Source organism: Vibrio profundi, from assembly GCF_005281835.1.
Lineage (GTDB): Bacteria > Pseudomonadota > Gammaproteobacteria > Enterobacterales > Vibrionaceae > Vibrio > Vibrio profundi.
Genome location: NZ_RZIS01000002.1, coordinates 389,122 through 410,844, shown reverse-complemented (window position 1 = coordinate 410,844; position 21,723 = coordinate 389,122). Strand labels below are relative to the sequence as shown.

The window sequence follows — 21,723 nt, the reverse complement described above, 5'->3', positions numbered from 1 at the left end:
AAATTACGATTATTTATATGGAATGATTTGCATTGATGTGCTTGTGAAAACTGTTTACTATTCACAAGCAATAAAACTATATAACAACGTCTTTGGATATCATGGCTTTACCTAAAACACTTGTACGGCTTTTGCGGCCATACTTAATCTTACTTACTGGCTCAATGATCTATTTAGCCATCGTTCAATTGGAAAATGTAGAAGGCGCGGCTTATCGCCAATCTCAATCAAACATAAGGACAGCAAACTCTCTCATACTCGCCAACATTCAAGCCACATTCGGCAAAATCTACTTACTTGAGAACGCTCTCAACCTCGCAGACCACTCACCATACGAATCTCAAAAATTCACCGAACTTAGCCACAAGATTCTCAAAAGAACCGCTAATTTCGCTGATGTCATCGTGTTCAACAAGGAAAGCAATCGCTATTCATCCACTAAAGGAGTTACGTTAGAGCCGGCTTACTCTAATGATACCCAGTGGCACCCTCTTGATTCTGTCGACCAAGGTTTTTACATTTCATCGGTCTATAAGAACCAAGATCAGCGTTGGGTCTTTGCGGTCAAACACAGCAACCCAAGCTTTAAACAAGAGATATGGATAGAATTCGATTTACTCCACACGACGCAAGGATTGCGAGATCTAAAAACCCTCGAAAAAGGCTATGTGTTTGTCGTTGATAGAAACACTGGCAAACTCGTTTTCCACCCGGATCCTAAGCGTATCGGCGATCACTCCATCAGCTACAATGCTGGTATCAGTGAGCTAGTTACCAGTGGCATCACTGTTGGCCAGTACGAATACTACTATCGCGATCACTTTAAAGTGTCGGTCTTCAATGCTGATAACACGCTCAACTGGGTATTCGTGTCAGGCACCGACCGGCAAGATATTTTATCTTCATCCTATCAATTTAGCTTAACGGCCGTCGTAATTGCGTCGCTATTTGTACTCACCGTTGTCATCAACTACTTGATCTACCAACTCAATACTTGCTTGGCAGACCTGAATCGAATCAAAGACCTCGCCAGCTTTAAGCACCAACTCAAATCCATTTTTGATAAGTTTATCTTTCATGAAGGTGTTCAATTTGTCTTGTTCGATGAAAGTACTCAGAGTTATTACACGCTCGATTATCATGGCAATAGAACGGTGGTGTTCGTTGATAACAAGCTCGCGAGTTCCTTTGCACCAAGCTCATTGAGCTATAAGAATGGACATTATGTTGACCCACTAGCAAAGCTTCTAAAGATCAGCGGGCGACATTACTGTATTCCCTTATTCGATCAAGACTCTCTAATCGCACTCATCTATGTCAAAGCAACCTTTCCCGCTTACAAGAGCATATTGCGCATGATTCGAGATTACACCGAAGTCGCACTGTCGAATTTACTTCTTCATCATCAGCTTGAAAATAAAGACGTAATGACTCAGTTAGATAATAAGTCGAGCCTGATGACGACTCTCGAAAGCAGCCAACAGCTAGACACCGCTTTTTTAGCGCTGATAGAGATCGACAACTTCGACTTCATTAACTCGAGCTTAGGAAGCCGGACTGGTGACCAAATGATTTTGAAAACCGCAGATTTCATTCGACAAGCTTTCCCAAAACCCTCTGGGCTTAGCTTAGCGAGAACAGGGGGAAAAGAATTTGGATTGCTGTTTAAAGCTAACGATATGGTGGATGCACAACAGCAGATCGAGCAGCTGAAAGCCTCACTCGCAAACTGTGTCATTGAGCATGCAGAAAAGCCCGTTATCGTGCAGTTTAGTGCGGGGGTTACCTCAGTCGTCACTTCACAGCTAAGAAGTGTCGAGCACGCTGAGTTCGCGCTGCGCCAAGCTCAGTTACTTGGAAAAAACCGAGTCGAGTGTTACGCCGATTCAATGAGAAACACGGCTTAGTTCTAGGCTGTGAACGAAGAACGGTTAGTAGAGAGCGTTTGTACAGAACGCATTATCACACTGATGTTATTAACTCGCGCTTTCAACCGCTTCTCTAGCCCATCGTTAACACTTCCCCTAATAAAAAGCTCCTGTTTATCATTCGATAATCAGGAACTTTTTCGGTTTCAGTACGCGCGATTTATGCCAGCTATGGAAGCAAATTTACAAGCCTGATATTTGGTATTGCATCGTACCGATTTGCTTAGCGTAGCCACCCACTTTGACTTTGGATATCTGGGAATCAGACACTTCAACCGACGCCGTCAACTTCGAGCTACAGCTCATCGCTCGGCCTTGTTCAAATATGTAATCCACACACTGAGTCTGCTCCAGTTGTACACCTTTCACATTCTTTTGAACTAAGTAGCAGGCTAACGCTCCGGTTGCACTGCCTGTTGCTGATTCTTCAGAGATCCCCACCGCCGGAGCAAAATTACGACAATTGGCTGTTAGCTCCTCTTGAGGACTTAGCTCAAATAGGTGTAATCCAACAATACGATGACGACGGCTAAATTCTGCTATTTTCGCATCGTTCGGCGTGATCCTATCCAGCATCCCAAATTGAACCGCGACAAGTAAATCCGCTAACCCCGTCGAAATCACCTCAATCGGCAGTTGGGTCGAGCTCAACACTTCAACATCAACGTCGAGCAGTTCAGCGATTTCTTGATATTCAAACTCGCCGAGCTTTTCAGGCAAGGTTTGCTCCATCACCACTAAGCCATCATCGCCCACGTTCACAGGCAACAAACCCGCTTTAGTGCGTTGCACGTACTGACCACTGGCGATGAGACCTTGTTGATGTAGCACTGAGAACGCCGCCAAGGTTGCATGACCACAAAAGTCGACTTCTTCAGTTGTGGTGTAGAAAGACACTTCAAAGTCAGCATTAGCATCGCTCGATACAAACGCCGTCTCAGAGTAACCCACCGCTTGAGCGATAGAGAGTTTCTGCTTGGGTGTTAAATCATCAGCATTGAGCACCACACCCGCCAAGTTGCCACCATTACCATTTTTGGTAAATGAGCTTACTTGGAAGACTTCCAACATCAATTCTTGTTCTTGCATCACACTCATCATGATTCCTTTCTAAATTATCCGAATTAAAGGCGCTCACCTTTTTTCTCAGTGTAACAACAACTTAATCATTACAAGGGATACACTTTTTCGAAGCGTTCTAATACTAATTCATCGGTTTCTGTAAAAACGGTGCCAATACTTTTGGCATACTTAGTAAAAAAGTTCACATGAGCCTGATGCCACCACTCATAACTGCCATCCCCCTCACCTTCGGATTCAGCAAACTCACGCGTCACTTGGTTAAAAGGACAAAGTGACACTTCGGTTAACTGCACGATACACACTGGTTGCTGTTGCCAATTAAGCACCACGGTTAATTGGCCAACTTGAGGTAATGGCTCTTGGTCGATGTCGTACGCTGATTTTAATGAGCAAGACGCCCGTTTTTTGCCGATATTAATCAGCCTTGCGCACTCGTTCGCGTTGTATTCATCTGCACAAAAGTATTCAGCAATGGCTTTAGGAGGGGATGTGCGTTTCTCTAGCGGCAAAGTATCAAGATACGCATCTAAAAATTGTTGTTGCTCAGGCGTCATAATTTTCCCTAACGATCAATTTATTCCGTTAATACCCATCGTATCACAGCATAAGGTTACCACTTACATCCCTTATCATTCATATAGATATGAACGCCTTGTCAGCTAAGAGTATCCCTAGAATAACCAGGCTGGATGACACATCGCGATCTTCATAAAAATACTTTAGAATGCGCACCTTTCTCAAAAAGCATTCATATAGCGCTAGGCAACCTTCATGAAACTGGGTAAACGACTTTCTCAAATTGAATCTATGGTGACATCCGAATACACGCATATTTGGGACTGTTGCTGTGACCACGGTTTTCTCGGTGCCAATCTACTTGCGGAAAACAAAGCGCCAACCATTCATTTTGTCGATATCGTACCTAGCTTAATGGCGTCACTCGAAACTAAGCTCAAACGCTACTTCCCCAATCAGCAATTCACTGACATGAATGCCGAAGAGGACGCGAAGTCCAAGTGGCAAATACACTGCATGAACGTTGCAGATTTACCGATCGCTCAACATTCTGGAAAACAACTGGTGATCATTGCGGGTGTTGGCGGGGATCTTACGATTCAATTAATCAGGGATATTCAACAAGCTAACCCGGAGTGTGAACTGGATTTTTTATTGTGTCCGGTACACCAGCAATACCTAGTCAGACAAGGGCTCCAGCAGCTTGATTTTCATTTGCAAACCGAATGTTTAGTCGAGGAAAACCGCCGTTACTACGAAGTCATTTTGGCATCGAATCCTGCTACGAGTACTGGTAACCATAAAGCCATCACAACGGTTGGCTGCCAAATTTGGAATGTGAACAGCGAGCAGGAACATGTTGTCGCTACACGATACTTAAAAAATACACTCGCGCATTATCAACGAATGCAACGCAGCAATGATGAGCAAGTAGAGGCGATATTGCGCGCCTATCAACAAGTCTCTATCGAAATGCGTTAGCTCCGCAGCTCCCTTTGGTACATTTGTCGCTGCGCTTTACCAAATCATCACCTTAGCAATTAATGCATCTTCACCAGTTGCGCGACATCCAAACTGCCACCCACGTTAAGAAACGGACACGCTTTGGCGATCTCTATCGCTTCTTCAATCGTATCGACTTCAAGCAAAGTGTAGCCAGACATCGCTGACATGCTGCCACGTGTCACTTTGCCATCCGGGTCGATTGAATGTGTATCTTTAAAAGGGTTAGCTGGGCTAGTAATAGAACCCGCGTATTTCGTCAACCAATGACGATAATCTTCCATGTGTTTTTTCCCCGCCTCGGGCGTACTCGGCGGCGTGCCGCCAATATAAGTGATGATGAACTGAGCCATGATGCCACTCCTCTATTGAACAATATTTATACAAAAATACTCTCAGGCTAGAGGCATGTCGACTTTTCACATCACGAATTGATATTGAAAAAGCCAACTTCAGCTCATCTCTGCGTTGCTATCATTCTGGCTGCCATCGAGACTCACGTCATTCACGTACCTTTCTCTACAACCAAAATGTTCATTGTCTGGTCACCTCTCAAATATTCAATAGCTTAGCGAGCAGGCCTTGATCTACAGTGACTCAGCGTAATACGGTACTGATTAATCAGTATTCAAATTGGAGCATATATGGATTACGTAGATGGCGTGCTGAGAATCGAGTCATTCTTAGCGGTTACACTCGGTATTATTGTTTTATTCTTAGGCCGACGATTAACCCAAGTCAGTTCATTTCTCAAAGAATTCAGTATTCCCGAGCCTGTTTCTGGCGGCATTTTAGTGTCTGTCCTCTTTGCCATCATTCACTATGTCACTCAGGTGAATGTTGAATTTGACCTCGCTACCCGCGACCTGCTGCTGGTTTACTTCTTTACCACGATTGGTATCAATGCCAGTTTGAAAGACTTACTCAAGGGCGGCAAGCCATTACTCATACTGCTAGCAATTACCATTAGCTACATGTTGGTTCAAAACCTCACGGGGATTGGCGTTGCTACCCTGCTCGACCAGCCTGCCGTAGTTGGTATGCTAAGTGGAAGCGTTTCACTTATCGGTGGGCACGGTACCGCTATTGCGTGGTCACCGAAAATAGCGGAAATGTTCGATTTGAATACCGCGATGGAAATCGGTATCGCCAGTGCAACCTTTGGTTTAATACTCGCAAGCTTAATGGGTGGCCCAATCGCAAAATACCTAATCAATAAGCACAACTTGACCCCAAGTAATGACCAAAAGATGGACGTAGGCAGCGCACAAGACGCTCCAGATCCTAAAATCACCGCTTATGATTTTCTTGATGCGATGCTCGCCATTCATGTCTGCATTATTATCGGTGCGGCGCTGAACGAAGTAGTCAGTGGGTTAGGACTAGAATTGCCGCTGTTCGTCACCTGTTTATTCGCGGGCATTTTGATTTCGAATCTTATTCCTGCGTCTTACCCTAGAATTACAGGCACTCGCTGGCCTTCAAGAAAGCCCGCGATCGCACTCATTGCAGACATGGCGCTTGGGGCATTTTTAGCGATGTCTCTAATGAGCATGCAGTTATGGGCATTAGTGGATTTGGCAGGGCCGATCTTTATGATTTTGGCCGCTCAGTTTATCGTTGCTATCACGGTGACGATTTTTGTTGTGTTCCCGCTGATGGGAAAAACCTACGATGCTGCGGTCGTCTGTTCTGGGTTTGGTGGCATTTCACTTGGCTCTACACCAACCGCCATGGCGAACATGTCTGCCGTGACTCAAAAATACGGCAACTCCCACCAAGCTTTTATCATCGTGCCTTTGGTGTGCGCGTTTTTTATTGATTTAGCTAACGCGCTTATCATTCCGTATTTTTTAAAAACTTTGGGTTAACCCTTCACCTAAGCGGTGGATAACCCAAACCATTTTTAATCACCCAAACGAAAAATGCTGACGGAGTCGTCAGCATTTTTTCTATTTCTTATATTGTTCGTACACGCCCTGCAAGTACCCATCTTTTTCTTTCCACTCGTTGTTTAACCAACTATGGAAACGACGTTTAAATGCCTTATCTTTGAAATAATCACCATTTACGTTCTCATCCATTGGGTGCACTTTAATCCGCACGACCACCGCGGTTAACTTGCCTTGCAACATATCGATAAAAGGTGATTCTTGATTTTCAGGGTAAGCTAGCGTCACATCCACGATACCATCTAAAATTGGCCCCATCGCCGACAAAGCAAAGGCTAAGCCGCCTGTTTTAGGCTTCAATAAGTGTTGGTAAGGTGTTTTTACCGTAACGAGCTTTTCTTGGCTGGCACGTGTTCCTTCCACAAAATTCACTAGCGTAGTCGGTGTTTTCTGAAACTTCTTACAAGACTTTTGAATGGCCTCGAAGTCATCGTTACGACGCTCTGGATGACGCAATAAAAACTCGCGAGAGTGACGCTTCATAAACGGCATATCCAGCCCCCAACATGCTAAACCAACAAAAGGGACATACAAAAGGTTGTGCTTGAGGAAAAACTTAGGCATCGGCATTTTGTTTTTCATTACCGACGACAATATAACAATGTCTGCCCAGCTAATGTGGTTCGACATCATTAAGTACCATTGCTTAGGCGACAAATCCTCACCGCCTTCAATCTGCCATGTGATCTTATTGTTAGCGTTGAGCATCCACAGGTTCATCGTGGCCCAAAGCCAAAACTGCTTATTAGCTAAGTGAGTACAAGCCGATTGCACGAAAGAGAAAGGAAGAATCAGTTTTACGAAAGCGAAAAGGCTGACAACAAGCGCTGTGAAAGCCGTATTGATTGTCACGAACAAGACGTTCAAAACAAGGCGAAGATTATCAAGCATAGGGTTAAGCGGTCTGAAAACGAAAAACGCAGTATACTCTTTAACGCGCGAATCACTAAAACTTATTCTTGTAATCAATTAAATAGCGATGCGATTCGCACAGTCGACGCCCAAGGTTACACCGAGTAAAAACGCTGAATCGCCTCAATCATGGTTTCGCGATCTGCTTGATATTGCTGAGCGTTGGCTTGGCATTCTGCAAGTATTTGTTCTTTATTATCAAAGTCCACAAATGGGCTCAGGTGAATAAAAAACTCAATACTAAATTCAGGATGGAACTGCATGGTGACATGCCCACTCGGGCTCGTGGTGAGTGCATAGTCACAATGCTCAGTTTGACCGATGGCAGAGAAGCCATTACCAAGAGATTGCACTTCCTCTTGATGAACAAATAACACAGTCAAGCTGGGCGGCGTTGCAAGCAAATTAGGGTTGCTCATGCATTGAAGTGTTCTTACGCCTGCGGCAAATCCAGATTCTCTCATCCCCACTTTTCCACCGAGCGCTTTATGTACCATTTGGTGACCAAAGCATATTCCCAGCAGTTGCTTGCCTAACTTGTCTAATGTCACCACCAAAGCTTCGAGCTGCGAGACCCACTCATCAGTGTCGTTCACGCTGTATTTGCTGCCACTTATCACCCACACATCCGCATCTAATTGTGAATTGCTAGGAAATTGCCCTTCATGGCATGCCCATACACCCTTTAGATCATATTGGTCACCAAACAAATCAGCCAAAGCGCTTTGGTAATACCCAAACGGCTCTATCGCTTCTGGGTAATGTTCATCACACAATAAAATGGCTACTCGTTTCTTGCCCATATTCGCTCCTTGAATAAGATAAATGCAGTGCAAATGGCTGTCAGTGAAACTGACATAACGCGACTGATATTGAGATAAGCCGATACGCTAGCACGACTTGTTTATTCAATCTCTGGCTCAACTAGCAAATTGCTCCCTTGATGTTCTGTGCCAATCACATCTTGTGGGTTACGCAGCGAGCACTTTTCTAAAGACAAACAACCACACCCAATACAGCCACCAAGATCGTTTTGCAGTGACTGCAAGCGGTGAATTTTCTCTTCCAGTAACTCATGCCAAGAAGTCGCCATGGCTTCCCACTGCTCTTTATTTGGTGCTTGGTGTTTTGGCAGCACTTCAAGTGCGTTAGCGATTTCTTCCAAGCTCAGGCCAACCTGTTGCGCTGCTTTAATCACCGCCACTCGGCGTAACACGCTGCGGTGATAACGGCGCTGGTTCCCTTGATTGCGCCAGCTGCTGATTAAACCTTTTTGCTCATAAAAGTGCAGTGCCGATACTTTTACACCCGATCGCTTAGCGACTTCTCCAACTCCAATATCCATATCCCACCTATTTAAATTAAAGCAAAAAACCGCTTTACCTCAAGTTTACTTGAGGTTTTAGAGTAACAGCCAACGACAAAGAAATCACGGAGATCACCAATGAAAAATAGAACCATGCCGTACTTAACCGGCCGCTTTTTTGATGGCATATCATCAGGCCTATTCATGATGGCACTGCCTTGGGTGATGCTCGCAACGCCAAACATGGGCACCTTTGTTGCGCTGGTTGCGTTAACCTGTACTGCTGTTTCTTTTCTGGCGACTCCATTTTTTTCTACTCTTATCGATCGCCATTCAAGAAAATCACTACTTGTCGTAATTCAAATGCTACAAGCCGCCACCGCTGGTGCTGTCTTCCTCGCTTATTGGTTTGGCATGGATTCTCATTGGTTGTTGGCAGCCGCGCAACTGGTGTTTTGGGTGTCAAGCAATCTTGCATGGTCCACTAATAATGCCTTTACTCAAGAAAACTACGACAAGCATGAGTACGCCAGTATTTCTGGCTATCAAGAAATCGTCATGCAAGGCACGACCTTAGGAGCAGGTGCGCTGGGTATCGTGTTATTGCAAACATGGGGAATGCTAGAGTTTGCTTTATTTGCAGCGTCGGCCTCTGCCATAGCGACCTTAAGTTACTTGATGACGCCTTATCGTCAACAAGTTCGAAACAACCAAAATACTCCGTTTATGGTTCAGCTAGCCGAGACAAGACACATCTTTGGGCAGGCTCCTCGTTTCTATGGTTTCTTACTGTTATCGAGCCTGTCTTACCCTATTCTCACTTTCTTAGGGAAATTGGTCCCGATTCGCTTTGCCGAGCAAGGGATCTCTGGTGACTGGTACGCAATGTATAATATTGCCTTTGGAGCTGGCTCACTGCTTACCGGCCTTTTTATCGCCAAGCTTCTCAGTAAAACCTCACACCTGCACACCATTCAGTACTCTATGTATGTTTTAGTCTTGATGTTGCTAGGCATGAGCTGGTCGCAGCAGCCAATTTATCTGATGGTGTTTACCGTTGGCTTCGGCTTCTTTAATGCCTTGAACCGAATTGCGAGAACCAATTGGATGCACCATACGATTCAGATGGCGCAACGTGGACGAGTCGATGGTGGAATAGCCATGTTTGCCACCATGGTGCAAAGCCTAAGCTATGTGATGATTGCGGCGCTTAGCCACTACCAGCTGACCTATTTAGGCTTCATCATTGCTGCAGCAGTGGTTGCAATCGCAAGCGTTGTCATGGGGTTACTGGCCAATAATCCATCTCAGCCACTCAATGAGGCAACCCAACCTTAACTGCACAAGAAAGCGTTTCTTTAGCGATGAACCGAACGTGAGAGCGATTGGGACAAGAAATTTGCCAACGAATAATGATAAATGTGATGAAAAGGCGGCAATTTGTCGCTTTTTCTATTGGCAGGTTTTGCCTAAGTTGACGACAGGCTCATAAAATTAATTTCAAGATCAATGAGTTTACACTGTAAAAGGTAAGCATCTCAGGCTTAGGCACACTTTATGCTGCACTACTTCTAACGGTTAAACGCCATGCCGCTGTAACTCAATAAGCCAACCTTTTGACTATGAACAATGCAGCGCTACTAACTGGCGAGCATAAAGTAGTAAAGAGGTGCACCATGTTAAATTCAATCAAAGAACATTGGGGAGACTGTCTAATGACAGCCGTTGTATGGCTCTTCCTCATTGCCGTTGCCTTAATTTGAACGCGATATCACCACTATAAGTGGCAGCGAACACTGCCACTAGAAACGTATTCTAAACAAGGAAGTGACTCCTTAGTTAGGCATTACAATGAGCCCCATCGGCTCTAGCAACTGTTCTTGCTGCCATTCGCAAATTTTCACACCGGACAAGTCAACACGGCGAATATCGAGGCCGTCCAATTCGCAATGAGTCAAATCACAACCTTGCATTTGAAAATGCCCCCATGCTTCACGAGAAAACTCTCCACGGCTCAAGTCCGACTCTTTGAACGAAGCCCCTAACAAATTGGCATCAGTCCATTTGTTTTCAAACAGATCGCATTTCTCTAAGCATTGCTTTTCAAAATTGGCGTATGACAAATTACAGCCAGTGATAAAAGCCGAACAAAAATACACTCTGCTACTTATGTAATTAGCAAAATTTACTTGAACAAAATTCGCTCCTTTCAGATCGCATTTTCTTAACTCGATTCCAAAGGCATTCGCCCCTTTAAAGTTCGCCATCGACAACTGACAATCTTTAAAGCTCGCGTCACGCAAATCAGCGTATTCAAAGTTGCAACCTTCTATGGCCCCTTGCTCAATAAAACTGCAATCTTCAAATTTCGCTTCGCGTAAATCCGCTCGGCTGAAATCACACAAGTAAAACTTACAGCGCTTAAAATTAGCGTTCGCTAAGTCTTGTTTCGAAAAATTGTGGTGTTCAAACACCTCGCCTACTGCCTGCATTCTTTCACTCCTATTTTGTTGAGCTAAGGCTAACACTGGCATCTGGATTTATCATCAAAAACAAAACCTTGAAAAACAACAACTTAAAACACCCCAAAATCGCCATTTTAAGGGGTCAAACTAACGATTTAAGGCGGTCATTTTCAAATATTCGCACGAGCTTAGATTGAAAAAAGTTTTGTTGATTAGGTAGGCAAACAGAAAGGCAGGCAAAATAAAACCGAGCTAGATCAGCTCGGCTTCTTTTACTGAGGGTTCAGTCTTGTGGGAACTCCCCTTTACGACCTTTTTTCTCACCTTGAACTTGCCAATGCTCATTGGGATCGAAGGCTTCATCGCAAAGATCAATAGTAAATCCCATTTCAGCCACTTCTTTCAAAGTCAGGTTATCCGCCATTCTGGCGACTTCCCCTCTTTCATTATGCAGTTCCATATCTCCTCCTAGAGGGTGTCCTACAGGCATTTGCTTTCACTACTCTTTAAGTATAGTGAAAAATGCTTAGCTAGTAGGATGCAACATAGCGATTTGCCTAGAAGAGAAATATAGGAATGAGAGCACTACACTATGACTTTGGCTGCCGGAGCATATGAATAAACTGGCTGTCTTGCGAAGTCACCTCAAAACCATAGCGCTGATATAGCGAGCCCACTCGGTTACCCACTAAATAACAAAGCTTAATGTCCAGCTGCGCTGTTTCTGACTGCTCTATTACGTTTTGCAAAATACCACTGCCAACACCTTGCCCATGGAAGTCAGGCAATAGGAAAAAACGGCCAAAATAAAGATGAGTATCGAATCGCTGCAATAGAAAGCTGCCGATAGGCTGATCATCGCACTCGATAATAGTGGGACGCTCTTCCTGCCACTCTTGCTGGTGAATACACCATTGAGTCGGTTCATCCCAACCAAATACCGCTTTAATCGCGTCGTACTCCGCGGCTTTCTTTAAATGAAATAGAAATTCGTAATCACTCTCTTGAGCATCACGAGTATGAATTTTCATGTGGTTCCTTATTGTGTTCACTCGCTAAAGGTCTCTCATGCTTGATAGAAATACATAGGGGGTTGAGCAAAGCTTTACACCAAGGAAAGCACTTGCTCAATAAAAGCAGATTTCTTTTCACGATACGCTTCATGAGTTAACCCCTCACAACTCATTTTCAAAGCATTGTATTGAGCGACTAACTTAGGTGATTGGTTTAATGCATTACGAAATGCTAAAAAGCATTCGAATTCCGATCCAAGCGCAACCACCTGTAGCGCTATATCTTGGTTTAAATGTTCTAACATACACAGCGATTCTGTGCGCAACGTGTCAGGCTTTTCTTTGAACTCTAATGTCTGTAGACGCGTAACCGACGATTCAAATTCTGCTGCGGGCACCCCCACAAAGATATCCAAATCCCCTTTTGATATCGCCCCAGTAATGGACGACGCACCAATATGCTCAACCTTCGCGTTTGGCAATTGGCTTAGCACTTGCTGCCGGTAAACATCGAACTGGGATTGACACTTTTTCTGATAATCACTTGATGGATAGAACTTCATACTCACGTTTCAATACTCCCCACAAAGGTATTCAATACCTTACACACAGATAAATTAACCATCAGATTGAAGCCAAGGGCTCGATAGGTTGAATGTCTGTGCGTCGAAATCAATTTCACCTTGTACACCGATTGGCGTAACTAACATAGGGTGAGTGTGGCAACTGTCAAAACCATTGAGTATTGGGAGTGTTTGACCGGCGAGTACCTCCAATAGAACATCTAAAGGCGTTCGGCCTGTCCCTTTATCATCAAACAGTTCATGTTTGCCTAGCACGATAGCGGAGACTTTATCGAACACGCCACAAGCCTTCATATGTGCAAAAGAACGCTCTAACACTTCAATACCGTGCATACAATCTTCTATAAGAAAGATGTCGCCCTTCTTAATCTCGGGCATGTATTGGCTACCCCAAATCGCTCGCATGGTACTCAAGTTTCCACCCATCACGCGCCCTTTAATGACCCCTTCCCCCAAAAACTCCCATTGATTGTCATACACAGGCTTTGCATGCTCCTGAGATTCCCAATCAATCATCACATCGGTCCATTGCTTTGGCATCGAATACGAGTAAGGCAAGGCTGGTTGGCCCATACAAACCTCAACAAACGACTCGAATGTTTGATCAACAAGTGGTGACAACTCGCCAAAGGATGCCACCAGAGCTGGGCCATAAAATGTCGTCATGCCAGTTTGAGCATGAATGCCAAGCAATAGCGCTGTCACATCTGAATAGCCAATAATGATCTTTGGGTCGTTGCGTAGCGCCTGATAATCGATATAAGGCAGGAGCGCATTACTGTTATTACCACCGATAGTTGAAATGATGCAGCGAACCTCTGGATCGCGAATCAGCTCATTCAATTCTTCGGCTCTATCCTTAATGGAACCAGAGCGATAATAATCCGAGCAACCGGTCAAACTTCCGGCCTTTAGTACAAAGCCTTTCGATTCCAAAAAGTCTTTCGCTCGTGAAAAACGCTTTGGTGCAAACACAGTGGCAGTTGACGAAGGGGAGAAAAATCCAATTTTGTCGCCAGATTTTAATGGTTTAGGCAGTAAAGCTGTCATAGGTGTCCTTACCTTTAATTAAATCATTCAGTTAACTGCGTATTCTAATCATTTCATAATGCAGGTAAAGCTACTGTGTGGCTCAGTATCACGTATAATCACACTATTATTTCTACTACCTAAATAGCTTTGAACACTATGATTATTTTTTCGACCAATTACGGTGATATCACCATTGAACTGGATTTAGAGAAAGCACCGGTTAGCTCTAAGAACTTTCTAAAGTACTGCCAAGAGGGGTTTTACGAGCATACAATCTTTCACCGCGTTATCGACGGATTCATGATTCAAGGTGGTGGCTTCACTCAAAAGATGAAAGAAAAACCAACGCACGCGCCTATCGTGAATGAAGCAAATCGTGGCCTGAAAAATACCGTCGGTACCATTGCGATGGCGCGTACTGATGCACCACATTCAGCGACTTCTCAATTTTTCATCAACCTTGAAGATAATGACTTTCTGGATTACACAGCGACCACCAATAACGGTTGGGGTTATGCGGTATTTGGTAAAGTAACGGCAGGTATGGAAGTTGTGAACAATATCGGCAAAGCAATGACAACCACTGTCGCTGGCCATGACGACGTGCCGATGGATGCCATCACCATCGAAAAAGTGACGATTACTGACTAATCTAGGCACAAAAATGCGCTTTGCTAAGATGCAAAGCGCAGATTGCTTAAACCCCAACGGCTGAGCGGGACTGCTGTTTTATTTTTAAGAGTTACCTAAGACTGGCGGCGAATCCACTCTTGCAAAGCATCGCCCATTGTTTGCCCGGTTGCCCCCTTCATCCAACTCATAAAATCACGATCAAATTTGAACTGTTCACCTAGTTTAGTTTTGAAGTACCGACGAACATTCTGGGTAGTTTTGTAGCTATCCGTGATGATCGTATCGTCATCAATCTGATTTTTATGCCAATCAACCTTTTCCATGGATTGAAACTTCCTTTCGTATTAGGCAGGTAGAGCCTTTGGTTTTACAACCAAGCACCTAGATGGCGACACCTAACTCACATACAAAAACACGCTGGATATAGAATAACCTAACAAAGCGACTATCCCTCTTTCCCTATGATTTCCAACATAAATTTATTTGGATGCGGCCAGACTTCTTGCTCGGGCTTATCAAACTGTAAGAACTCAATCAGATCTCGACCTTCCAATATGAACGCCACTGTGACTCCTGACGCCGGGCTTCTTGGTTCCAAAACAACGTTTCTCCCCCTAATCGCATCCTTGAGGTTTTCCACGACATAACCAATATGAGGCTGTATTTTAATTATTTCGGGAAGTGAGCTGTCTTCATCAAAGTTCATCCATTCCATCGCGTAAGGTGTTTCAAAATACCCTGCGGCATGCATCTTCAACGAAGCGTTATGAGTCTCCTCAGGTAAGTAGTCTTTTGTAGGAATACCTACATGGTGGAATGTCATTTTTTGATAGGTTTTATCTGCTTTCATTTTCGAACAGTCGTATAGCTAAAGAGGTTAAAGGTTACTTGTAACGGCTGAGCGACTCTAATCTTTTGACCTTAAATAACCTTATTAATACATTAATCATGCTTGAGAAATCACGGCGTATTAAAGTAATGCAACCCTTTATAAATTAAGACATTTCCACGTTAGCGTTCACCGCAAAAAGCGTTACTGTCCGCATACAGGCCAACGGAAGTAAGGTCGCTGGCCATCCATTCGTTCAATTTCCGCACCTAACCCTTTGTAAAATTTATGAGCTTTTGTATTCAAAGGACTTGCCGTCCACGCAATATGAGAGACACCAGACTTCTCAGCCTCCACTCTCATTGCATGCATTAACTCACGGCCATAACCCTTGGAGCGTTGCTCTCCAATAATCAATAAGTCATCGAGCCAAATAGACGGCTCGCCGCTAAAAGAAGAGTAGCGATAATGAAAAAGAGCAAAGCCTAGAGTTTGCGAATCCAGCTCCAATAACAAAGCATGAGCAAATGGGTAGTCACCAAATAATGTATGCTCGATTTTCTCTTTCGTGGTTGTTATTTGGCCGTCAAACCCTTTCATGCTGCGGTCAAATTCGGCTTTTAACTTAAGTAACTGTAACAGCTGACTAGAGTCTTGTTTGGCCGCTTTCCTTACGATCATATATATTCTCCATTGCTCAAACATTCGCTGTAGGTTCACTCTGTGGTGAGGAAGGCAGCTGCGCACAACGCTCCTCACGAGTACACCGTAAACCAAAATAATAATGTATCGATAGAAGGCCTAATACCTAACGGCAGTAACCGTGACTTCAATAAGAACATCACCTTCTAACGCCACACCCAAACAGGCACGTTGAGGCCAATCATCTGGGTTGTCACCTAGCCATTCACACCAAACTTTATCCATGAGAGCTTTTTCATGCATGTTCGCGATAAACACTTGTGCGCTTACAGTTTGAGTTTTACTTGAGCCCAACTCTTCAAGATTCTTCTCGATTGTTTCTAGCGTGAGTTTTGTTTGACCCACTATGTCTAATGAAGTGTCGAACGATGTTGCCACTGTCCATACTAAATCTTTATAAGCTGAGGACTTATTTCGGCCTTGATAGGCACCTCGTTTCCTTTCTATCACTTTCTTTTCCTTGAAGCCCAACGCCTCACTAATGTTCTTTTCACACCCAATTTATCACGCCGCTGCAACGACATTTAATCGGATTACTCTCACATTAAGCGCACTGCTTTATTGCTTTTAGTTCAATATCACTGCCAGAAAAGCGACACAAAACCAAACCGCGGCTATCAGAAATAGAACTTGGAACACGCTCTCCATCCTTATCCCAGACAGCACTGTTTCCGCAGGTTTCCCAACCTCCGGTGGCTGAAATATGATTACTTAAAAGCACAGGAAAACCATGTTCTGACGCGATTCTCGATAAAATCTTTGCATCCGCGTCAAACCCATTATCAGAAATTAGAGCGCTTGCAACGTAAATGTCGGCACCCAAGCCTCGAGCTCTTTGAGAATGCTCTGGTTTGGTAAAATCGGCACAAATAGCCAATGCAATTCGATGTCCTTTGACATCAATGGCATAGTCCATCTCGCCAAATGAACAATACGTATCTTCACCAGCATGCAGATATTGTTTTGAGTAAAACTGAACCGTACCGTTAGGGAAGCAAATAACCGCGCCAATGGTTGGCTTTGAAGAATGCTCCGAACGTAACGGAACACCTGCGATCACGATGATTTCATTTTTAACAGAGGCTTGAGACAAGACTTCGAAATTCGATGACTTAGGAGAAAAGGCAAGCTTAGCCGCCAAATCAAGTTCATAGCCCGTCAGTGATAGCTCTGGAAAAACAACAACGTCAGCATTGTGAAGCGAAGATTGCTCAATCATTTGAAGGTGGTGTTCTAAGTTCGTGGGAATGTCGCCTCTTGCGACGGAGACTTGAGCCAAACTAATCGTTAAATCTGTTTTCACGTTTTCTCCTTAAAACATGGTGCTACTCGTAAGTGACAATACCATCTGAACTAACGTTTGAGCGGTAATGACTTAACTGATTTCTAGTTAAACAGCCAAACCTTATGAATCATCTCTCGTCACAGTGCTCGTGCCTTTCTTCTGGTAAATCACCCATATTTACGTCCTTATAATCCAAATGTTCGTTAGAACTGCACTGTCTAATATCCTATCGGATTAATACTCGTCATTCTTCTATTTATTAACAAGTACTTACCCGGGCTATCGTGTGGCCAGCCGAGAAAATAAAGAAACTTTTGTATGACATAGCGATGGAGAGCTGAGTAAGCCGATCTCAAAAAAACTAGTAGGCAGTATTGGATCTAACGTTCGTCGAAAAAGTCTTTGTTACGAATATATTTACTCATCAAATGGTAAGAGAAAGGCCTGATAACCCACGAACCAATTGAGCGGCTTAAACGAATAATGGTTGGCGTGTTTTCGTAGATTCGACCGTTATAAAGCCACAACAGTTTTCCGACATGCCAATAGTAACCAGGCACCATAGGCAGGAAGGTGACGATATCTAAATCGCAGCATACTCGATAGGTTTTGTGTGCTAATCCATAACGTTTTTTAAACGCCCAACCACCCACTGCAGGCTGGCCGAATGTGACTACCCTTTTGATAGATTTAGGATATTTACGTTCAACATAATCTGCCAACACACAACCTATAGAACCGCCAGAAGAATGCCCGGTAAAAGTGATGCGTTTGCCCCTTTGAATATGTGGTTCAATAATCGATAGCAAGCGCTCAACCACATTATCGCCTAATCGATCATCACGATGTTTCGGTAAGCTTTCTTGGCGAAGTAAATAATGAAAGCCCGCATGTATTGAGTAATTTAGGCCAAGATAGCGACAACTTCGTTGCCAGAACCATAAATTAAGCAACCAATCCCAAACGTTATGCGACCCTTTAATCACCACGATCACTTCATCGCTGTCATTACTCCACAGCACTCGCATTAAGGTCTTACCAAATCGATTGGCGACAATTCGCTGGCCACTTGGAGCAAAACCATAGCGTGTTTGTTTTAGCACTCTTCGATAGGCCAAATTGCATAGCACGGCATAACGCTCGTATTGGTATCGCTTTAAGTTCTTCATTTCGTAACCTTTAAAAGCACATACCTTCAGTATGGTACAGTTAAGTTACAGAGATAAATCAATTGCCACATCTACCGCCTCAACATCGTTTCAGCTAACCACTCCCGCTTGGCACGCAGCGCGTTATTTGCTCGATAAGCCAATCCGAAAACTGTTGTTCTAAATCGTTGATAGGCTGGTTCAGGCTTAACAACACGTAGTCGTGGCCAGAAGGGGCGAAACCGAACGGCGCGACTAGGTTCCCTCTTTGAATGTCATCCATTACCAAAGGATATGAGCCCATCGCCGCCCCTAAGCCATCGACCGCCGCTTGAATGCAGAAATAAAAATGCGCAAAGCTTTGATGAGTATTTTCCATAAAATGAGATAAATTCGCGCGCTCGGCCCACAAACGCCAAGCATGTGGCCGAGTTTCACTGTGTAGCAGCTTTATTTGGCTGTGATCGCTTTGTACTTTCTGCCAATACTCTGGAGAAAACACAGGGCCAACCCACTCTTCAACCAAATGAGTTTTTTTATAATCTTGAGACATTTCAAAATCATCTCGTCGAATCGCCATCGACAAGCCATTACTGCCAAGCATGACGGGGCCACCAGCCGTTGACAATCTAACGTCCCCACCCGACTTAGCATGAAAATCCGATAATCTTGGCATAAGCCAGCGCATGGTTAATGTAGGCTCGCACGATACTTCCAAACATTGGCTGCTTACTTGTTGGAGTTTACCCACGCCAGTTTCCAAGGCGTCAAATGCCTGCGCGGTGTAGGTTTTTAATATTTCACCTTCTGCGGTTAAGCGTACATTGCGCCCCTGTTTATAAAACAGTACTTGATTCAAATACCCTTCAAGCGTTTTGATCTGCTTGCTGACTGCACCATGAGTGATATTCAGTTTTTTTGCTGCGTCGCTGTAACTAGAATACTCAGCCGCTACATGGAATACATGGAAAGATTTCAAATGCCTCAACTGTGAATTTTCCTCACACTTTAATAGATATTATTTCGATTATTTAATTCGCCATCTCGCCCTACAATCTAGCGAAACCACACCACCATAACGTTTGGAGTAGATATGGAATTGTTAAGCTTGGCCGTCCTCGGAATATTGATAGTTATAAGCCCTGGGGCAGATTTTGTCCTTGTACTAAAGAATAGCCTTAATCAGGGGCGACGAGCTGGGATTTGGACAACCATAGGTGTCAGTTTAGCGATTTGTGTTCACATCGGCTATTCAATGCTCGGAATAAGTTACTTAATCTCACAGAATGAGACACTGTTCAATGCCATCCGTTATGCAGGGTCTGCCTATCTGATTTACTTGGGGCTTAAGGGCATTTTCTCAGCGAGTGGCGGTCAACAAGTAACGGCACAAGCAGAAGCACCGGTTAGTTCAAGACAACATTTCTTCCAAGGGTTCTTATGTAATGTACTGAATCCCAAAACTATGTTGTTCTTCCTGAGTATTTTCAGCCAAGTGATTTCACCAGAGACGAGCGGCAACTACTTTGCTGATAACGCACTCGCATTAACTTATGGCTTATATATGGTGGTGCTGCACGGAGTCTGGTTCGCTTTAGTAGCTATGCTGTTCACCTCAAAGGCTTTGCAGGCTCGGTTGCTGACGATGAAAAAAGCGTTGAACCAGTTGTGTGGCGCTGGGCTATTCGCCTTTGGTGCCGTGTTAGCACTCAAGTCGTAATGATGAGCTACCACCTAATTTAACCGCCAATTAGAAACAAAAAAACCACGCGAGATGATGCTCTCACGTGGTTTTTCATTTATGAGGAAGGGCTAACGGCTAACGGCTAACGGCTAACGGCTAACGAGGTAAGCTTTGCCAGTATTGGTAAAGTTCTGCAATTTTCGATGAGCACAACAGTTTCATCGCACCTTTAACTTGCTCGTCATTCCATTCCCACCATTTCATTTCGAGCAGCATGGCTCTTTCTTGCTCGGAAAATCGAAAACGAATGTGCTTTGCCGGGTTAGAGCCAACGATAGAATATGGGTCTACATCTTTCGTCACGACCGCGCGACTGGCAATCACTGCCCCATCACCCACTTTTACGCCGCTGAGAATCATCGCTTCAGAGCCAATCCATACGTCATTGCCTATCACTGTGTCACCAGCGCGTTCAAAGGCATCTTCCGCTTCGCTAAATGTTTCATCATCCTGGTAGAAAAATGGGAAAGTGCTTACCCATTGATGATTATGCCCTTGATTTCCCGCCATCATAAATACGGCACCGGAACCAATGGAGCAATAACTTCCAATGATCAATTTATCGACATCATCCCTATCTGGGATTAGGTAACGCGCGCAGTCATCAAAGCTGTGGTTATGATAGTAACCTGAATAGTAGCTGTGTTTACCCACCACTATATTTGGGTTGGTGACTTGCTCTTGCAGTGATTTGCCGACAAATGGGCTCTCAAAGTAATTCTTCAATTTCTTTCTCGTTATAGAGGTAAATACCCTTGATATTAAGGGCATTTATTTAGAACAGCGCCTACACAGGGTGAGTGTTTAAGCCAGTTTTTGGCACTTAATAAACAGAAAATTTGGGTTCTTAGACAATCGCTCGTAATGCTCTTGTGATAAAGCTTTTGCTTCCTCAGAGATTTTACCTTCCGATAACTGCGTGACAACCAAACCATTATCGGTCATCGCGTTCATGATTTCAGTTAGCGAACGACGATAAAACGTCACTTCAACCGGTTCACCAACCGTGTCCCATTCCTCAGTCACAAGTTCTCGCTCGAAATAGTTTCCAGAAATTGAGCATTCAAAATCAACAAACGGATGATGCATTGAAAAGGCCATATAACCACCCACTTTCAATACACGATGCACCTCTTTAAATACTGCGTTTAAGTCTTCAATATAGTGCAGTACCAAAGGGCAAATGATCACATCAGCACTGTCGTTCGCTTCATTCGGCAGACCCATAGCTAAGTCTTGTGAGTAAGCGGTCACTTTATCGCCAAGCTTTGTTTTTACTAGTTCAACCATTGACTCAGAAAAATCTAAACAAGTGACTTTATTTGCACCTTGCTCGACAAGGTATTGAGCATACACGCCAGATCCACAGCCTAAATCCAATACATCTTTTCCAGATAATGGGGCTAATAAGGCTTGCAAAGATGGACGCTCTAAGTGAGCGTTGAAAATATTGTTTTGGATCGCCGCATCGTATTTTTCTGCGTGCTTGGAGTACATATCTGATTTCATTATTAAGCCTTATCTTGCTGTTTTTTCGCTCGCTAGTATCACAGTTTGCCGTCAGAAATTCCGTCAATTCAGTGTCAAAT

26 protein-coding genes are annotated in these 21,723 nt (G+C 44.0%); 6 read left to right on the top strand and 20 right to left on the bottom strand.

Annotated features, from left to right (window positions below; genetic code table 11):
• The first annotated feature begins 164 nt into the window (after window positions 1–164).
• Window positions 165–1,907 carry a sensor domain-containing diguanylate cyclase gene (locus ELZ11_RS06810; RefSeq protein WP_137357030.1) on the top strand — a complete coding sequence of 581 codons (1,743 nt, stop codon included), beginning with the start codon at window positions 165–167 and terminating at the stop codon, window positions 1,905–1,907.
• 204 nt (window positions 1,908–2,111) lie between these two features.
• Here the strand turns inward: ELZ11_RS06810 and ELZ11_RS06805 are convergent, their stop codons facing one another.
• On the bottom strand, window positions 2,112–3,026 hold the full coding sequence (locus tag ELZ11_RS06805) for a PhzF family phenazine biosynthesis protein (protein ID WP_244291621.1): 915 nt from the start codon (window positions 3,024–3,026) through the stop codon (window positions 2,112–2,114).
• A gap of 71 nt (window positions 3,027–3,097) precedes the next feature.
• On the bottom strand, window positions 3,098–3,565 hold the full coding sequence (locus ELZ11_RS06800; RefSeq protein WP_137356628.1) for an ASCH domain-containing protein: 468 nt from the start codon (window positions 3,563–3,565) through the stop codon (window positions 3,098–3,100).
• A gap of 217 nt (window positions 3,566–3,782) precedes the next feature.
• Between ELZ11_RS06800 and ELZ11_RS06795 the strand changes: the two genes are divergently transcribed.
• Window positions 3,783–4,508: a tRNA (adenine(22)-N(1))-methyltransferase gene (locus tag ELZ11_RS06795; protein ID WP_137356627.1), complete on the top strand. Its 726-nt coding sequence runs from the start codon at window positions 3,783–3,785 to the stop codon at window positions 4,506–4,508.
• Window positions 4,509–4,567: 59 nt separating this feature from the next.
• On the opposite strand, the gene ELZ11_RS06790 is transcribed toward ELZ11_RS06795, so the two are convergent.
• Window positions 4,568–4,882: a YciI family protein gene (locus ELZ11_RS06790; protein ID WP_137356626.1), complete on the bottom strand. Its 315-nt coding sequence runs from the start codon at window positions 4,880–4,882 to the stop codon at window positions 4,568–4,570.
• 291 nt (window positions 4,883–5,173) lie between these two features.
• Between ELZ11_RS06790 and gltS the strand changes: the two genes are divergently transcribed.
• A complete protein-coding gene (gltS, locus tag ELZ11_RS06785) occupies window positions 5,174–6,400 on the top strand; it encodes a sodium/glutamate symporter (RefSeq protein ID WP_137356625.1) in 1,227 nt (408 codons plus the stop codon).
• Window positions 6,401–6,481: 81 nt separating this feature from the next.
• Here the strand turns inward: gltS and ELZ11_RS06780 are convergent, their stop codons facing one another.
• From ELZ11_RS06780 to soxR, 3 genes are all read right to left on the bottom strand, one after another.
• Window positions 6,482–7,372, bottom strand: a complete 891-nt coding sequence (locus ELZ11_RS06780) for an acyltransferase (protein WP_137356624.1) — start codon at window positions 7,370–7,372, stop codon at window positions 6,482–6,484.
• A 116-nt stretch (window positions 7,373–7,488) separates the two neighbouring features.
• Complete coding sequence (locus tag ELZ11_RS06775) at window positions 7,489–8,196, bottom strand: type 1 glutamine amidotransferase (RefSeq protein WP_137356623.1); 708 nt, start codon at window positions 8,194–8,196, stop codon at window positions 7,489–7,491.
• Between the two features lie 101 nt (window positions 8,197–8,297).
• Window positions 8,298–8,738, bottom strand: a complete 441-nt coding sequence (gene soxR / locus ELZ11_RS06770; protein ID WP_137356622.1) for a redox-sensitive transcriptional activator SoxR — start codon at window positions 8,736–8,738, stop codon at window positions 8,298–8,300.
• 99 nt (window positions 8,739–8,837) lie between these two features.
• Here soxR and ELZ11_RS06765 point away from each other — a divergent pair, with 99 nt between their 5' ends.
• Window positions 8,838–10,037: an MFS transporter gene (locus ELZ11_RS06765; RefSeq protein WP_137356621.1), complete on the top strand. Its 1,200-nt coding sequence runs from the start codon at window positions 8,838–8,840 to the stop codon at window positions 10,035–10,037.
• 497 nt (window positions 10,038–10,534) lie between these two features.
• On the opposite strand, the gene ELZ11_RS06760 is transcribed toward ELZ11_RS06765, so the two are convergent.
• From ELZ11_RS06760 to ELZ11_RS06745, 5 genes are all read right to left on the bottom strand, one after another.
• Window positions 10,535–11,191: a Qnr family pentapeptide repeat protein gene (locus tag ELZ11_RS06760; protein WP_137356620.1), complete on the bottom strand. Its 657-nt coding sequence runs from the start codon at window positions 11,189–11,191 to the stop codon at window positions 10,535–10,537.
• Window positions 11,192–11,447: 256 nt separating this feature from the next.
• On the bottom strand, window positions 11,448–11,624 hold the full coding sequence (locus ELZ11_RS23765) for a hypothetical protein (protein ID WP_167494640.1): 177 nt from the start codon (window positions 11,622–11,624) through the stop codon (window positions 11,448–11,450).
• A gap of 130 nt (window positions 11,625–11,754) precedes the next feature.
• Complete coding sequence (locus ELZ11_RS06755) at window positions 11,755–12,195, bottom strand: GNAT family N-acetyltransferase (RefSeq protein WP_137356619.1); 441 nt, start codon at window positions 12,193–12,195, stop codon at window positions 11,755–11,757.
• 74 nt (window positions 12,196–12,269) lie between these two features.
• Window positions 12,270–12,740, bottom strand: coding sequence for a GrpB family protein (locus ELZ11_RS06750; protein ID WP_137357028.1), 471 nt, complete (start codon window positions 12,738–12,740; stop codon window positions 12,270–12,272).
• A 54-nt stretch (window positions 12,741–12,794) separates the two neighbouring features.
• Entirely contained in the window at window positions 12,795–13,811 is a 1,017-nt protein-coding gene (locus ELZ11_RS06745; protein WP_137356618.1) for a S66 family peptidase, read from the bottom strand.
• Between the two features lie 138 nt (window positions 13,812–13,949).
• On the opposite strand from ELZ11_RS06745, the gene ELZ11_RS06740 reads away from it, so the two are divergent.
• Window positions 13,950–14,444 (top strand): peptidylprolyl isomerase, encoded by a 495-nt coding sequence (locus ELZ11_RS06740; protein WP_137356617.1) that lies wholly within the window; start codon window positions 13,950–13,952, stop codon window positions 14,442–14,444.
• A gap of 95 nt (window positions 14,445–14,539) precedes the next feature.
• Here the strand turns inward: ELZ11_RS06740 and ELZ11_RS06735 are convergent, their stop codons facing one another.
• The 7 genes from ELZ11_RS06735 to ELZ11_RS06705 form a co-directional block, all read right to left on the bottom strand.
• Window positions 14,540–14,749, bottom strand: coding sequence for a DUF6434 domain-containing protein (locus tag ELZ11_RS06735; RefSeq protein WP_137356616.1), 210 nt, complete (start codon window positions 14,747–14,749; stop codon window positions 14,540–14,542).
• Between the two features lie 122 nt (window positions 14,750–14,871).
• Complete coding sequence (locus ELZ11_RS06730; RefSeq protein WP_137356615.1) at window positions 14,872–15,276, bottom strand: hypothetical protein; 405 nt, start codon at window positions 15,274–15,276, stop codon at window positions 14,872–14,874.
• Window positions 15,277–15,459: 183 nt separating this feature from the next.
• Window positions 15,460–15,936, bottom strand: coding sequence for a GNAT family N-acetyltransferase (locus ELZ11_RS06725; protein WP_137356614.1), 477 nt, complete (start codon window positions 15,934–15,936; stop codon window positions 15,460–15,462).
• Window positions 15,937–16,056: 120 nt separating this feature from the next.
• The gene (locus tag ELZ11_RS06720; protein ID WP_137356613.1) at window positions 16,057–16,407 is read right to left on the bottom strand and encodes a RidA family protein; all 351 of its coding nucleotides are present in this window, start codon (window positions 16,405–16,407) and stop codon (window positions 16,057–16,059) included.
• Between the two features lie 94 nt (window positions 16,408–16,501).
• On the bottom strand, window positions 16,502–17,260 hold the full coding sequence (locus ELZ11_RS06715; RefSeq protein WP_137356612.1) for a carbon-nitrogen hydrolase family protein: 759 nt from the start codon (window positions 17,258–17,260) through the stop codon (window positions 16,502–16,504).
• Window positions 17,261–17,622: 362 nt separating this feature from the next.
• A complete protein-coding gene (locus tag ELZ11_RS06710; protein ID WP_137356611.1) occupies window positions 17,623–18,411 on the bottom strand; it encodes a lipase family protein in 789 nt (262 codons plus the stop codon).
• 94 nt (window positions 18,412–18,505) lie between these two features.
• Entirely contained in the window at window positions 18,506–19,378 is an 873-nt protein-coding gene (locus ELZ11_RS06705) for a LysR family transcriptional regulator (RefSeq protein WP_137356610.1), read from the bottom strand.
• Window positions 19,379–19,483: 105 nt separating this feature from the next.
• Here ELZ11_RS06705 and ELZ11_RS06700 point away from each other — a divergent pair, with 105 nt between their 5' ends.
• Window positions 19,484–20,110 (top strand): LysE family translocator, encoded by a 627-nt coding sequence (locus ELZ11_RS06700; protein ID WP_137356609.1) that lies wholly within the window; start codon window positions 19,484–19,486, stop codon window positions 20,108–20,110.
• A gap of 120 nt (window positions 20,111–20,230) precedes the next feature.
• On the opposite strand, the gene catB is transcribed toward ELZ11_RS06700, so the two are convergent.
• A complete protein-coding gene (gene catB / locus ELZ11_RS06695; RefSeq protein ID WP_137356608.1) occupies window positions 20,231–20,860 on the bottom strand; it encodes a type B chloramphenicol O-acetyltransferase in 630 nt (209 codons plus the stop codon).
• A 78-nt stretch (window positions 20,861–20,938) separates the two neighbouring features.
• Window positions 20,939–21,643: a class I SAM-dependent methyltransferase gene (locus ELZ11_RS06690; RefSeq protein WP_137356607.1), complete on the bottom strand. Its 705-nt coding sequence runs from the start codon at window positions 21,641–21,643 to the stop codon at window positions 20,939–20,941.
• Window positions 21,644–21,723 lie beyond the last annotated feature (80 nt).